16 protein-coding genes are annotated in these 13,600 nt (G+C 43.0%); 3 read left to right on the top strand and 13 right to left on the bottom strand.

The features are described from left to right. Nucleotides 1-57: 57 nt before the first annotated feature. From QQK21_RS03785 to QQK21_RS03745, 9 genes are all read right to left on the bottom strand, one after another. Nucleotides 58-1,044, bottom strand: a complete 987-nt coding sequence (locus tag QQK21_RS03785; protein ID WP_284190869.1) for a sensor histidine kinase — start codon at nt 1,042-1,044, stop codon at nt 58-60. A 5-nt stretch (nt 1,045-1,049) separates the two neighbouring features. After that, complete coding sequence (locus QQK21_RS03780; protein WP_284190868.1) at nt 1,050-1,550, bottom strand: putative pterin-binding protein; 501 nt, start codon at nt 1,548-1,550, stop codon at nt 1,050-1,052. Between the two features lie 135 nt (nt 1,551-1,685). Beyond that, the gene (locus tag QQK21_RS03775) at nt 1,686-2,933 is read right to left on the bottom strand and encodes a urate hydroxylase PuuD (RefSeq protein WP_284190867.1); all 1,248 of its coding nucleotides are present in this window, start codon (nt 2,931-2,933) and stop codon (nt 1,686-1,688) included. Between the two features lie 13 nt (nt 2,934-2,946). Then, the gene (locus QQK21_RS03770; RefSeq protein WP_284190866.1) at nt 2,947-3,489 is read right to left on the bottom strand and encodes an ureidoglycolate lyase; all 543 of its coding nucleotides are present in this window, start codon (nt 3,487-3,489) and stop codon (nt 2,947-2,949) included. A gap of 11 nt (nt 3,490-3,500) precedes the next feature. Continuing rightward, the gene (gene alc, locus QQK21_RS03765) at nt 3,501-4,487 is read right to left on the bottom strand and encodes an allantoicase (RefSeq protein WP_284190870.1); all 987 of its coding nucleotides are present in this window, start codon (nt 4,485-4,487) and stop codon (nt 3,501-3,503) included. Nucleotides 4,488-4,564: 77 nt separating this feature from the next. Continuing rightward, on the bottom strand, nt 4,565-5,080 hold the full coding sequence (gene uraD, locus QQK21_RS03760; RefSeq protein WP_284190865.1) for a 2-oxo-4-hydroxy-4-carboxy-5-ureidoimidazoline decarboxylase: 516 nt from the start codon (nt 5,078-5,080) through the stop codon (nt 4,565-4,567). Further along, on the bottom strand, nt 5,081-6,001 hold the full coding sequence (puuE, locus tag QQK21_RS03755) for an allantoinase PuuE (protein WP_284190864.1): 921 nt from the start codon (nt 5,999-6,001) through the stop codon (nt 5,081-5,083). 288 nt (nt 6,002-6,289) lie between these two features. After that, the gene (locus tag QQK21_RS03750) at nt 6,290-6,829 is read right to left on the bottom strand and encodes a GNAT family N-acetyltransferase (RefSeq protein ID WP_284190863.1); all 540 of its coding nucleotides are present in this window, start codon (nt 6,827-6,829) and stop codon (nt 6,290-6,292) included. 60 nt (nt 6,830-6,889) lie between these two features. Beyond that, nucleotides 6,890-7,579 (bottom strand): type 2 periplasmic-binding domain-containing protein, encoded by a 690-nt coding sequence (locus QQK21_RS03745; protein ID WP_284190862.1) that lies wholly within the window; start codon nt 7,577-7,579, stop codon nt 6,890-6,892. Between the two features lie 280 nt (nt 7,580-7,859). Here QQK21_RS03745 and QQK21_RS03740 point away from each other — a divergent pair, with 280 nt between their 5' ends. Together QQK21_RS03740 and QQK21_RS03735 are read left to right on the top strand one after the other, a co-directional pair. Then, nucleotides 7,860-8,324 (top strand): hypothetical protein, encoded by a 465-nt coding sequence (locus QQK21_RS03740; RefSeq protein ID WP_284190861.1) that lies wholly within the window; start codon nt 7,860-7,862, stop codon nt 8,322-8,324. Nucleotides 8,325-8,345: 21 nt separating this feature from the next. Then, on the top strand, nt 8,346-9,098 hold the full coding sequence (locus QQK21_RS03735; RefSeq protein ID WP_284190860.1) for a hypothetical protein: 753 nt from the start codon (nt 8,346-8,348) through the stop codon (nt 9,096-9,098). A 78-nt stretch (nt 9,099-9,176) separates the two neighbouring features. On the opposite strand, the gene QQK21_RS03730 is transcribed toward QQK21_RS03735, so the two are convergent. The 4 genes from QQK21_RS03730 to QQK21_RS03715 all read right to left on the bottom strand — a co-directional run bounded on the left by QQK21_RS03730 (nt 9,177) and on the right by QQK21_RS03715 (nt 12,467). Further along, entirely contained in the window at nt 9,177-9,668 is a 492-nt protein-coding gene (locus QQK21_RS03730) for a hypothetical protein (protein WP_284190859.1), read from the bottom strand. A 642-nt stretch (nt 9,669-10,310) separates the two neighbouring features. Continuing rightward, nucleotides 10,311-10,613, bottom strand: a complete 303-nt coding sequence (locus QQK21_RS03725) for a hypothetical protein (RefSeq protein WP_284190858.1) — start codon at nt 10,611-10,613, stop codon at nt 10,311-10,313. Nucleotides 10,614-10,784: 171 nt separating this feature from the next. Continuing rightward, a complete protein-coding gene (locus tag QQK21_RS03720) occupies nt 10,785-11,114 on the bottom strand; it encodes a hypothetical protein (RefSeq protein ID WP_284190857.1) in 330 nt (109 codons plus the stop codon). Between the two features lie 411 nt (nt 11,115-11,525). Then, nucleotides 11,526-12,467, bottom strand: a complete 942-nt coding sequence (locus QQK21_RS03715) for a LysR family transcriptional regulator (RefSeq protein WP_284190856.1) — start codon at nt 12,465-12,467, stop codon at nt 11,526-11,528. A gap of 60 nt (nt 12,468-12,527) precedes the next feature. On the opposite strand from QQK21_RS03715, the gene QQK21_RS03710 reads away from it, so the two are divergent. Next, nucleotides 12,528-13,511 (top strand): aldo/keto reductase, encoded by a 984-nt coding sequence (locus QQK21_RS03710; RefSeq protein ID WP_284190855.1) that lies wholly within the window; start codon nt 12,528-12,530, stop codon nt 13,509-13,511. Nucleotides 13,512-13,600 lie beyond the last annotated feature (89 nt).

The following is a 13,600-nucleotide window of genomic DNA, read 5'->3' as shown; positions in this document are numbered from 1 at the left end:
AGTTAACGTAATGACAAAGTCGCTTGGTAATTAAGGTACGACAGAATCGCTTGGTGATCACAGCTGTTTATCGTAATTAACAAAGACAGTCTTAGACACATCGATAAGTTCGCTGAGATAAAAATCGTCATAGGACAAGGTTGATTTACCCTTCTCGATCTTGCTTAAGTCGAGAACATTATTAATCAGCTTGAGAAGATGCTCCCCTGAACTGTGAATCATAGATAAAAAGTGGCGCGTTTGTTCATCTGAAGATTGGTAGTACTCTTTTTGACTCAAACCAATAATTGCGTTTAATGGCGTACGCATTTCATGGGACATGTTGGCCAAAAATCTGGCCTTGGCGCTGGCACTTTGTTCGGCATTCCTTTTGGCCTCTTCCATAATTTTTGTCTTTTCTTCTAGATCCTTAGCCAATCGAATTTGATTCAGATACATCCATGAAATGACTCCTACCATCAACATGGAACACAAAAAGATAATCCCGAGATATACATATTGTTTGTTGTAGAATGACTCTTTGAAATCAAGGAAATCAGCCTGTCTCTGCTGAACGTTTGCCACAAAACTCGACAAGTAAGCGTTTAATCGCATGTACGATTTATCAAAGTCCGAAATCACCTTTTGAGCATCTTCAATGCCACCTAAGGTAAGTCTGTCAATATCATCAAATGCCTTAGCAACCTGATCATTTATTTGTGTGAGCTCATCTAAGTCACCGTAGTGGGAATGCAAGTCGAGTGTTCTTTCGGCTAACAGATCATGGTATATACTCGCTCGAAACACCTTAGATTTGAACTTAAGCTGCGCCAAGTGTTTTTTGTCTCTGTGGGTTGTGTAGGTAAGGATCGCAGCCTTAATGGTCAATAATTTGGTTTTTGCGGTGATATTGTTGTTAATGATGGTGACATAAGGCTCAGGTGCGACATTTTTTATTTTTGACACCGAGAAAAAAACATAAATGATGACGAGAAAAAGTACTAGGCATAATGCAGCAACAATCGCGACAAAATGGCGCCCTCTTTCCCAAAAACCTGTATTCATGATAGCTACTCGACGATCAAGTCTCGTACCTGCCAAACAGACAAACCATAGTACAAGTCTCTATCGATTTCTGGGTGATCCACAAACGGAAACACGATAAAAAATGGCCCTTTTCCATCAATCGTCATCTTAATTCCGTCTTCATGAGTAGCCAGTAAAACGTCATACTTTTTTATATCTGAGATCGGAATACTCACCACATAATCATCCCATGCTATCACTTTAAGTGATGACCCCTTCGCCCCCACATAATCTAATAATGCCGTTAACTTGGGACCTCTGTATTCGAGAGCTTTTGCCTCAACATGATTGTGCGTGGTAATCACGCCTTGTTCTAGTTGCTTTATCATATCGGTATCAAATTCGACACCGTCTGGCGAATTCGACTCAGCAATGTTACCAGACACCCAAAGTATGGGTTCTCCCTTTGGAGCAGGCAGGGCATGGAGCAGATTAGGAAATATCAGCCCGACACTCAACATACAGACAAAAACGGTTTGTCTCATAGTAAACCCTCGAAGGTACTTGAATTATCATTATTGATATATCATTGAGTATAGACAAAGATTGTCGACTGCTCTTTCCCCCGATCATTCAATCGCCTTATAAAAATATCGAGTTTGCAAGTGACCGAAATAATGTTATCGGTCAGTTGAAGCACCTTCACTGGCCCATAGCTTGAGCAAAACTCGCTCTTCTTGGGTCATTTGAGTTAAGTTACCAGGGGGCATCACCTTGCTGTGAACAGCTTGAGTCAAAATAGCAGCAAGATTACGCGAAATATCTTGCGGTGTATCGAAGACGACACCAGCAGGTGCAACGGAGAATGCTTGATGTGTCGGCGTCTTCGAGTGGCAAACCGCACAGCGCAGCTGAATAACCGTATTGACTTTGGCAAAGCTGACGTATTTGCCTTTAACCTCATTTCCATCCTCTAAAAAGAAGCCTTTGGCGGCATAACCTGTTTCAAGTACAGGTGATAACGGTGTTTTTGTCATATTTGGCGATGACACAAAAGCCAATGCAACCATACCCAAAGCAGTAACAGGCAGCGCCCAGACAAATTTTTGGCTGTTATGGCGAGTATTGAAGTAATGACGCAGTATAATGCTCACTGCTGATAGTCCCGCTAGAATCACCCAGTTAAAGCTTGCACCATAAGTACTCGGGAAATGGTTACTGATCATAATAAACAACACAGGAAGTGTCATATAGTTGTTGTGACGAGAACGCAGTAGTGCCTTCGCCGGCAACGCAGGGTTTGGAGGACGCTGCTCTTTGATCGCTTGAACTAAATCACGCTGAGCGGGCATGATAATACGAAAAACATTGCCCACCATAATGGTTCCTAGCATAGCGCCAACGTGAATATACGCTCCGCGTCCACTGAATACTTGAGCAAGACCATAGCTCACAGCAACAAAAAAAGCGTAAAGAACAAGAGCCAGTAAGAAGGGACTTGCTCTCAGCGGTGAGTCACACAGGCCATGGTACACAAACCAGCCAAGAAAAAGAGACGCTATTCCAATAGTAATCGTACTGGTGGCTGACAGCTTAGAGTCTGGAGCCATGAGGTAAAGCTCAGCATTTAAATAGTAGACAACCGCTAATAGTAAAATGCCCGTTATCCAAGTAAAATAGGCCTCCCATTTAAACCAATGCAACTGTTCAGGCATGGTATCCGGAGCGAGCTGATATTTTTCCAGATGATAGATGCCTCCTCCATGAATGGCCCACAAATCACCTGACAGCCCTTTTTTAGGATTGAGCCGATTGAGGTTATTTTCCAACCAAACAAAATAGAAAGAAGCTCCTATCCAAGCAACACCCACCACCATATGCGCCCAGCGAATGACCAAATTCAACCACTCTGTGACATGAGGTTCCATTGTGAACTCCTGTTTAACGCCAGCTTAATCCCAATAAAATGGAGGGAGGGGTCGCATCTTTGTGCAACTCCAGCTTATCGCCATTCAATACCCGAGTCTCACAGTTATCCCCGCCACCATCACGATCCACAACCAGCAATTGATCTCTTTCTACCAATGCGAGTAAAGGATAATGCCAAACCCCTTTAAAATAATTCACACCTTGACGGCCGTTGGTGACAAATGCCTTAGTTTTAGAAGACTCAGGGTTATCACTCTTAGGCGCAACAACGATCAAAAACGGATTTCCCAAGAGTGGTATAAAGGCCTGAGAACCGAGTGGGTGACGCTCTAGCATGCTAATCGTGAGAGGATAATCGGGTATTTTCGCCTCAAAAATACTCATGATCACGGTTCCATTCTGAACATCTGCTGTTGCAAGTTGGTGGTATCGACGCGCTCGCCCCTCATTGATGACAGAATAATCACGATTTGCTATCTCAATAATTTCTCCAAATTGCGCAAACGCCTCAGGTGTTAATAACTCAACGTTTAATCGCCTCGGATTAACTGCCATCTCTTTCTAACCTATTCCGCCTTAGTTCCAAATAAGCGTAGGCGACTTATGCCTCCATCTGGAAATATATTTAAGCGCACATGTGTAATAGGCCCTAAACCGACCACTTCTGAAGTAAATTCATGAATATCGTCCGCATTGAGCTTTTGTGACGGCAATAATTCGGCCCAAAGCGCACTTTGACTGATCAAATCTTCGTCACTTTCACCTTCAACATAAGCGGCTTGAATCGAGCACCGATCAGGGAAATTTCCTTTGAAATGTCCTGTATCCACGACCACACATTCGACATTTCCAGCATGACCAAGCTCGACAAGCACCCAATCGTTTCCGGGCGTTCTTCTGCGAGCAGTCTCCCAACCATCTCCCATATTCTCGCCTCGACCTATACCCAAAATATTCGATTTATTGCCGTAATGTTGGTCGCTGCAAGCCAAGGCTCGGCCACCATTTTCAACCGCCGCAAGATCAACCCTTTGCCTTTGGTCCAACCCTTTCCAATCCACGCTTGGGCGACCATAAACACGCAAACGTGCCACACCGCCATCAGGATAGATATTAAGACGTAAGTGAGTAAACACTTCGTCGCTATCGATTTTTTCAATATGGTGGCTATTTCCATACAAGGTCATTTTAGGTAGAATTTCTTGCCATTGAGTTAGCGCGCAAGGATCACCATCCAACCAATAACAAGCATCAATCGACGCAGCAGGGGGAAAGTTACCGGTAAAAAACGATGTGTCTATATCTACGCCCGCCACCATGCCAGCTAAGCCAAGGCGTACAATACAAAAATCATGGCCCTCTTCACGCTTACGGCGACTTTCCCAACCATCCATCCATTTTCCGTTTTCATCGTAAACACCTTCAAGCCATTTGGGCTCAGCACGCAGGATTAAACGGCTTTTATCAGCAAAAAAGTCATCCGTAGCATAAATTACCTGAGCGCCAAGTTTTTCATCAGCTAGGTTAATAAAGTGTTCAAAGTCTAACGGCATTGCGGCATCCTCACGAATCAACTGAATCATTGGTGACATCTAAACGCTTAGAAGCTCATGGCATACAGCCTGTTTACTCACATGTCCCGTAATCGAAACAGAGCAATTTTATTCACCTCTTCAAGAGCAAGAGTAAATTCAAACTCCGGATCGTTGTGTATCCTGCTTTTAAAACCATCGATAATTTGCGCTTTGTTCGCACCTTTCACCGCCATAATAAAAGGGAAATTAAAACGGCTTTTGTATTTATCGTTTAAAGCAGTAAATAACTCAAACTCCTCTGTTGTACATTGGCTAAGCCCAGCCCCCATTTGTTCTGCCTGAGATGAGTGACTCAGCTGATTCTCTATCGCAGCTCGACCTGCAAGATCTGGGTGGGCACAGATAACACTGTGTTGCTGCGTTTTGTCAGCTCCGAGCAACACTTGAGCCATACGCTGATGCAAATGCTCAACTTGGTTATCTCTCTCACTCACACCTTGTTGGTATACAGCTTGAGCAATCCAAGGGCTATGTTCATACACTTGACCAAATTGATTTAGAAATGCGTCACAAGACATATTAGAGGGCACGCATGATTGAAACAGAGCCATTTAAGCCTCCCGTGCACGATATGGATGAACCAGATGCCAATGCCGTGCGATATCAACGCGCCGGCAGACCCATACTTTTTCATGAGATTGCACATAATCCAAGAAGCGCTTGAGCGCTGCAATTCGTCCCGGACGACCACTCAAACGACAATGTAGACCGACAGACATCATTTTAGGGGCGCTTTTTCCCTCCTCATATAACACATCAAAGCTGTCTTTTAGATATTGGAAAAATTGCTCACCACTATTAAAGCCTTGTGTGGTGGCAAAACGCATATCGTTGACATCCAAAGTGTAGGGGATCACCAATTGAGGCCGCTTTGCTTGTGTGTGCCAATAGGGTAAATCGTCATCATACGCATCCGAGTCGTATAAAAAGCCACCTTCCTCTGCGACCAAACGGCGTGTATTGGGTCCCGTTCTACCCGTATACCATCCAAGAGGACGGCTTCCTGTCACTTGCTCAATAATACGGATTGCTTTTGCCATATGTTTGCGTTCAACAGCCTCTTCGATATGCTGATAGTCAATCCAGCGATAGCCATGGCTACAGATCTCATGCCCTGCTTTTACCATTGCTTTCGCCACATCAGGGTGCCGCTCTATCGCCATAGCAACCGCAAATATTGTCAGCGGGAATGAGTATTGTTCGAACAAACGTAACATCCGCCACACTCCCACGCGGCTGCCATATTCATAAACTGATTCCATACTAATATGCCGCGCCCCCGAAATCGGCTTGGCAGAAGGGATTTCAGATAAGAAAGATTCAGATTCGTCATCACCATGCAACAGACAACGCTCCGCCCCTTCTTCATAATTGAGGACAAATGACAACGCGATACGAGCATTTTCTGGCCATTTAGGATGAGGGGGACTCACGCCATAACCCACTAAGTCTCGGCTATATTCCTCATCCATATCAGCTCCTTGATATCCAAGTTATCAGAACTCTCATTAACTCTATAAATTTAGCCTAAACGACAAAATGTGAAATAGCAGAACCTCTTGTTAGCTTTGACCCAGTCGAAACCATGCTGTTATCGCGGTTTACATAACGATGAATAAAGATAGGCGAATAATCAAACGCCACCCTTATCCAAGTGGCGTGCTGCATCTAAGGATTGATTTTCTTGAAGAGATAAATATCATGGTGCAATACGTCTAGAACACTATAAAAGCATACAAAACGTATCATTAAGATTGATATTAAATTTTTGTACATAGTGTCATCATAGTCTCTGACACCGCGTGCTCTTCTATCCGGTAACAATCTGACATTTCGCCAACGGTTTCAAAGCCACATTTCAAATACAAGTTTTTCGCCGGAAGATTGTTAGTAAGAACATTGAGATCCAACCAATCAATACTTGGGCTTTGATTACAAAACTGTATGACACATTCAATCAACTTTGCACCTAAACCCTGCTGTCTTAAATTTGAATCAACCCCCATCCCCAAAAGTACACGATGAAATTTATACTCTTCAGAGTAATGATGTAAATCAATATGACCAACCACGCCTTGATGAGAATCTTTGATGAGCCAAAGCTTTCTCCAACCATGCTCACCAATACTGTGCTCAAAACCCTCGCGAAACTTAGCCTTAAAATTTTCTGAAACGCGACAATGTTCTTTAGATAGTGGTTGAAAAAGAGGAGAATCATCATCAGCATTTTCAAGAAGCTGTACGCCAATATATTCAAAGAAAGGGTCGAGATCTAACGGTGTTGCTTCAACGATTCTCATAGACTGTCCCTATAATGTGCTTATTATGTGCCTGTCTCTTTAGTACCATCTCAATCTAAGCTATTCAATCACTTTATTTTTCATCACATATTCTGCTGACGCCTCAAGACGTTTAAGCAAATGCGACTGCGTTATGTGCAAATAATGATATAGATACTCTCTTGAGACAGGCGAGCTTGATACATGAATAGTAGGATACTTTTCTTTTACAAAATCATATGACTGCATCGCAGCAACCCAAACATCGGCATCTCCGTTGATTAGCATCAAAGCGGCTTCCTCAGAAGTGACTAAGTGAAGACTCTTGTAATGCTTGATTTTATCTACATAAACGGCCCCCTGTACGGAAACCACATCTTTGTCATGAAGATCTTGTAAACTCAAATCTAAATGTTCACCCAATGAAAAAATGTATATATCAATATTTCCTATAGCTACATTAACCTTAACCAGTGATTGACTATGATCGTATTCCAGCTCACTAATCCTCAGATCCAATGCGTCATATTGACCGTCTAAAACAGATTGAATCGCCAGCTCGTCAGGCATATACGTTATCTCGTGACTGATTCTTGCTTCCTTATAAATGGCATTAAGTACTTCTTCTGCTGTCATGCCATAACCTATATCCTTTAATTTGCCTTTGTAAATATCCCCAACAGCCACTTTCACTACATTACTTTGGGCTACCAAAGTCGGTGAAAAAGTCATCACCATAGAGATCAGAGATATAGCAACTAAATTTTTCATTCATTTCACCCTTTGCCACTGTTGATAACCGAGAATTGGGTCTTGCCTCAATACATAATAGATAAAAATATCATCATCAGCATTACCCGTATCAATAGCTCAATTTGGGGGGCTTATATCATTTCAGCTTCCTCCAACATAATTGACACATCAGTTACTCATGACTAGCTTTAGAAAACAGAGGTGATGGGAATTTTTCAACATAAATCACTACTTTTTGGAGATATTTCCTATCTTTTTGGCATTTTAACTTACGTACGTGCTCGTGAGAGGATCTGAAATGGATAATACAAAGACAGTCCTTGCTTCACTTCTATACGTCTCTCTTCTAGTAGGGTGTGGGGGAGGTTCAGATGGCGGAGCGAGTAATAGCACAAGTTCGGGATCGGGTTCAGGATCGGGAGACGGTAGCGGACCTCATGAAGGAGCTGATATAGCTGCAGTCAAAATTGTAGATAGCAAGACTAATCAAGAAGTTTCAGTGATCTACAGCGGAGCTAGTCTTTCTGCTTTAGTGATGCAGCGAAGTACCCCAAGCTTTGTATGGCGTGTCGACGCTCAGACTGTAAGTACCGACATAACTTACACCGTCACCAACAGAGATTGGCTAAAAAGCATTCAAGTCTGTGCAAGTAGCGAAGGAAACGAAGAGGTTTGCTCGAATACATACCCAGTCTTAGCGAGAATGCCTTTAACCATTGAAGATCCTAGTAACTACGTTGTATTACCTTACGATATACCATAGAGCATAGATAAGGACAAAAAAATGAAACGATTAAGCGTATTCTTGGGGGGACTGATTATGTCAATCTCTGCCGAAGGGCTTGCTGCTGGATGGCAAACTTTTTATAACCCCGACGGGACTAAGTGGACACAAGCTCAGTACCAAGGGATCAACGGGAGTACATTCCCAGTGGTGGGAGGAGGGAGCCTAACTGCAACGGCCCGAATTAACTCCACAAAGGATGCCGTGTGGTTTGATATACCTCTTCCTTCCAACACTAATCCATCAAAAGTGGACATCACCATCAATGACATTTCAGTAACGACCTGGACTGGGATAATGCCCACGTTCAGTAATGCTGCCGACGGATCAGTGACTAAAGCGGTTAACACTAAGACAGGGATGATTTTGAGCTTCGATGGCACTTACATGGGATATCTAAACACGGGGGGCGTAGCCGGTGCTGACGCCAAGACTTACCCTTGGTTATTGGCTGGCGTCAACCAAAAAGTCAAGGCTATTGGAGAAGAGTACCAGAATTCACCAAGCGGTGGTGGCAACCCACCTCTCAAAATAACTGCCGGGAAAATCAACAACAACTTTTATAACCGTCTGGTTGTCGGTTTTAGCAATGATAATACCAACAATACGACCTTTGTCATTAGCAACACTTTAATTGCCAATAATGGCGAAATTATGGCTTTTGCTGAATCGTATTATGCTGGTAGTGCATCAATTATTCGTCTTAACCCAGCTGATTTTGAAATCGATAATGTATGGGCTGTCGTTGAATAAAACTGTTAAGTCCCTCTTTTGTGCGGGGACAACACGTGGCCTCCGTTCCCTTATACAAAGGGTAGCGGAGGCATACGCCTAAAGATCGTTAAGACACTCACTGATACCTTCTTTTATCTCTCCTTCCAAATTATCAAGGAAGCGACCTATTTTTTCCTTCTCTAGCGCCTTTGTCAGATCGAAATTTGGTTTAAACGGAGTGCCATCAAAGTATTTGGCTTTGGTCCCGTCCCCGTCTGGAGAGCAATGATCCACATCGATCGATTCACGCCATCTTTGGGCATGGGTTCTCCATTCTTCAGTATTAACCAGCTCAGGCTCAGTAAACCAGACATTCCAAGTCAGCACATTACCCATTTGCAGCATATTGCCAGAAACCAAATTAAACACATCCATAATCAGCTTGTTAAACTCATCAACCACTGAGTAACCTGTCCTTAAGGGCGCTCCAATTTCTACCCCCAAATGCCCGACACTCCACGCCTGTGGATGCTTGGCAAAATCAGGGATGTCAAAATCGGTACTTTCGCCTTTAAGTAGCGGGAATATCGGCTGATCCGCTTGCCCCACTTTGTGGGTATAAACAACGATCGCACTCGATTTTCGAAAAGGAAAAGGTTGTTTACTCTTTTCAAAGTGAGACCATAGCAGCTTAACAATGGGGTTAGGTTCGGATTAGGGTATGCCAATTCAGGGTTTGACTGTTCAAAGCCTCCCTGCCAACCCGGTACAACACCAATATCTTTTTGAATGCCCATAAGCACTATCTTCCTTTTCAGTTAATTCAGCTCTAGCTTCAACAACCAAGAAAAACTTTGACTTCATCAAATAAAGATTCAGTAACCTGAGCTGCGGATAAAATTTGGACTCAAGCCTCAATCGTGATCAGAAAGCCTGATAAGCACACCCAGATTGAGGGCTTTGGAATAATTAACTTAGAAGCTGTCTAGACTGGTGTCGATGCACACCGATTGCTTTTTACCCAAAACAGTCCGCACTTCACTTAATTAGGACTTGAGGAGCGTGTAAATTATCAGTGATAGAACCAGTGATAACAGCAGAACGTCTCTAACTCATATGCAGCTAAAGATTCTATCCCTTGGAGCGGAATTTATTGGCAAAGCACTGATTATACATAGCATGATCGTATGTAAATTCGCAGATCATGCTAGTTTTCAGTGCTTTTTATCCACTGAGTTTGTGAGAAAAAACTTACAAAGCCAGATATAACCATAGGCCAAAGCCTAAAATTAAATATGCGGCAAACCACCCCCATAGCTTTTTATAGATGGTATAGATAGAGCCAATAAAAAAGCTTAAGGGACAAGCTATAAACATGATGACAAAATATAAGTTATCGGGAAGTAGCCCTGTTGGTGAAGGGTCTTCTGAATGAGGCTGCGTATCATAGAACAACCAATCTGGTGTAACGTCAACCCCAAAAACGAAAGTCAACCAAATATGAATAAAAACCAGTAGCGGTATAAACAACAGTATCTTTGATTTTATACTCATAATTCAAAATCCATTTTAGTAATAAATGGCTAAGCTTTTTAGAAGAAGATAAGGATTTCACATCGGAAAGTTAACCGGATTACTGCCCGCGAGAAGCAAAAAGACTCGAATATAATCCGTTAAATATGTGTTGTCTGAATTAAATCAACACCTATTGAGATAGGCTCTAAATTAATTCGCTGCCCAACTTAGCAATGTAGGTCGATCACCACTACAAGTTTCATCAGTGATTCTCATATTGACCGATTTACCACCCATCCATACAGCTAATAACGCCGAATAATGTGTTTTACCGGGCTCTGTCGAAGAATCCATTGCAACAACGTTTTTTCCAGGGTGACCACAGCCTATAGATGAATAGGTTTTATCTAAAGTAACCGTGAATTGACTCCCATAAAATTCTATATTTTGGATCTTCGCACCAACAATTTGACTAACTCCAGCTTGAGTATGCACTGACAACATAGCCAAGCCTATTGCTAGGAAATGTTTTTTCATCATTTTTCTCAAAAATTATATGATATTCAGGATTCTAATTCTATGAAATAATTCACGTAAAATCAAGTGTATACTACTTAAAACAAAGCTAAGGCTTACTGGAGTTCGAAGTTTATAACATAAAATACTGTGGGATATTAAAATGTTACTTCACAAGTAAAGATAAAGCTTTTTCGCTGATTTTAATTGACAAAACCAATATTCCGGTTACCTGTACCTTATAAATAAACTCTATTATCCGATACTTGTGCAGTGAGAACAAACGACAAAATAGAATTTCCCTTAGAAATTTGGATTGAAAAAGATAGTGCTGATTTCCTGTTTGATAGAGCACAACTAACATAACCTCCGATAGGAACTAGTTATTCCACAAATTGCAATAGATTAATAAATAACGTTATGCTAAAACCCTAACTACACACCGCCCGCTCCTTCGCCAGTTAATTCTTGATTCTTGGCCTGAATAAGCTCGGTTAAAAAGCCAGTCACGGCTCTTATTCTTGTGGAGTGAATAAGGTCGGAATGCACTGCTGACCAAATAGGTTGGTCGCAGCCAACGTCTTTTTGTACGCAGACTAAGCCTTTTTTCTGGCCAATAAAGTGAGGGAGAATTGCCATGCCTATTCCAGCTTGGGCTGCGCTGACTTGCGCAGACATAGTGGTTGTTGTCATTCGGCAAGGTTTACCGCGCAACGTTCTAGCCAGCCACTGCGCTTCCGGAAGCTGCTGATTGTCTTCAGGCCAACCAATAAAGTCGTCTTGCTCAAATAGACCAGAGCTTTCACACCTTGGCTTACTCTGCAAATAGCCCTTTGAGGCATACAGGCCAAACCCAAGGTGACCGATACGGCGAATACTGACATTGCCACTGTCAGGTCGAACCATTCTTATCGCCAGATCGGCGTCGCGTTTATGCAAATTCACCACAGAGACACTGGTGACTATTTCAAGGGTTAAATTAGGGTGAGCTTCAATAAAATCAGGCAATGCCGGAATAATAAGCTCGTCGGCAAGCCCCTGAACCGTTGCCAGCCTAACATGCCCGCTAACCCTAGTATCCTTGCCTTTCGCTGCGGCACTAAAGGCAAATCCCGCCCGCTCTAACATTTCTGCCTGCGAGATCAAATCAGCGCCATCATCGGTTAAACGATAGCCAAGTTGTGAGCGAGTAAATAGCCGTACTTGCAAGGCATTTTCCAGCCTTTCCAAGCGGCGGGAAGTGGTGGCAATGCCAGTGCCAAGCAGCTTTGACGCTCCGCTCAACGTGCCTGTTCGGGCGATAGCCAAAAACACTCTTGCGTCATCCCAATGTAACTGATTTCCGATATCGGAAATCTGATTGCCGATTTTAAGCATATTCATCTCCATTTTTGGAAATCATACTAGAAAGACTTCCACCAACAAAGCAGGATAAAAATGAAAACACGTAAGTTAGGCAAAGCGTTAGAAGTGTCGGCAATCGGTTTAGGCTGCATGGGCATGAGCGAATTTTACGGACCTCGTGATGACAAAGAATCGATGCAAGTCCTCCATAAAGCCATAGAATTAGGCTGCACCTTACTCGATACCGCAGATACATATGGCAACCATCATAACGAAGAACTGATTGGCCTGTTTCTACAACAAACGTCAGCGCCTGTTAAGATTGCGACTAAATGCGGAATTGTTAGACGTCCAGGCGAGTACCAAAGAAGCATAGATAATAGCCCCAACTATATTCGAACCTCATGTGAGCACTCACTTCGGCGTCTTGGCATTGAATGTATCGACTTGTACTACATTCATCGCCTTGATCCAAACGCCTGCATAGAAACAACCATGCAAACTCTCTCTGAGCTTGTAAAACAAGGCAAGATCGCAAATATAGGCTTATCGGAAGTCAGTGCTGCCACGTTAAAAAAAGCGCACGCAGTGCATCCTGTAAGCGCGGTGCAAACCGAATATTCTTTGTGGACTCGGGATGTCGAAAAAGACATTCTGCCAACATGTAAGGAATTGGGTATTGGCTTTGTGCCTTATTCACCACTCGGACGCGGCTTTTTAACTGGGCGCTTTGATAAAGAAGCCAACTTTGATCAAAACGATGCTCGCCAAGGCCTGCCCAGATTTTCTGCCGATAACCTAGAAGCAAACCGTCCTTTATCGTTTGCTGTCGAGCAAATTGCGCGTCGTCAATCCTGCTCTCCCGCTCAAGTGGCACTAGCATGGCTTCTCGCACAAGGCGACAATATAGTGCCCATTCCAGGTACCAAAAAGCTCCATCACCTTGTTGATAACTTCGGCGCGGCTTCAATAAACTTATCTACTGAAGAGTTGGTTTATATTGAAAGTGTACTCAGGGAGTTTGAACCAGTTGGTGAGCGTTACACCGCTGAGGGAATGAAAGGGGTGAATGCGTAAGTAACTGCACACATTCAATGTTAGTTAAGAAGTGGACCCCAATGGTTGGACACATAAACTAATTCCTTAAGTGGTTGATCCAGCTTATG

It is taken from the genome of Vibrio zhanjiangensis (genome assembly GCF_030161235.1).
Taxonomy (GTDB): domain Bacteria; phylum Pseudomonadota; class Gammaproteobacteria; order Enterobacterales; family Vibrionaceae; genus Vibrio; species Vibrio zhanjiangensis.
This window is presented reverse-complemented; position numbering and strand designations above follow the sequence as displayed.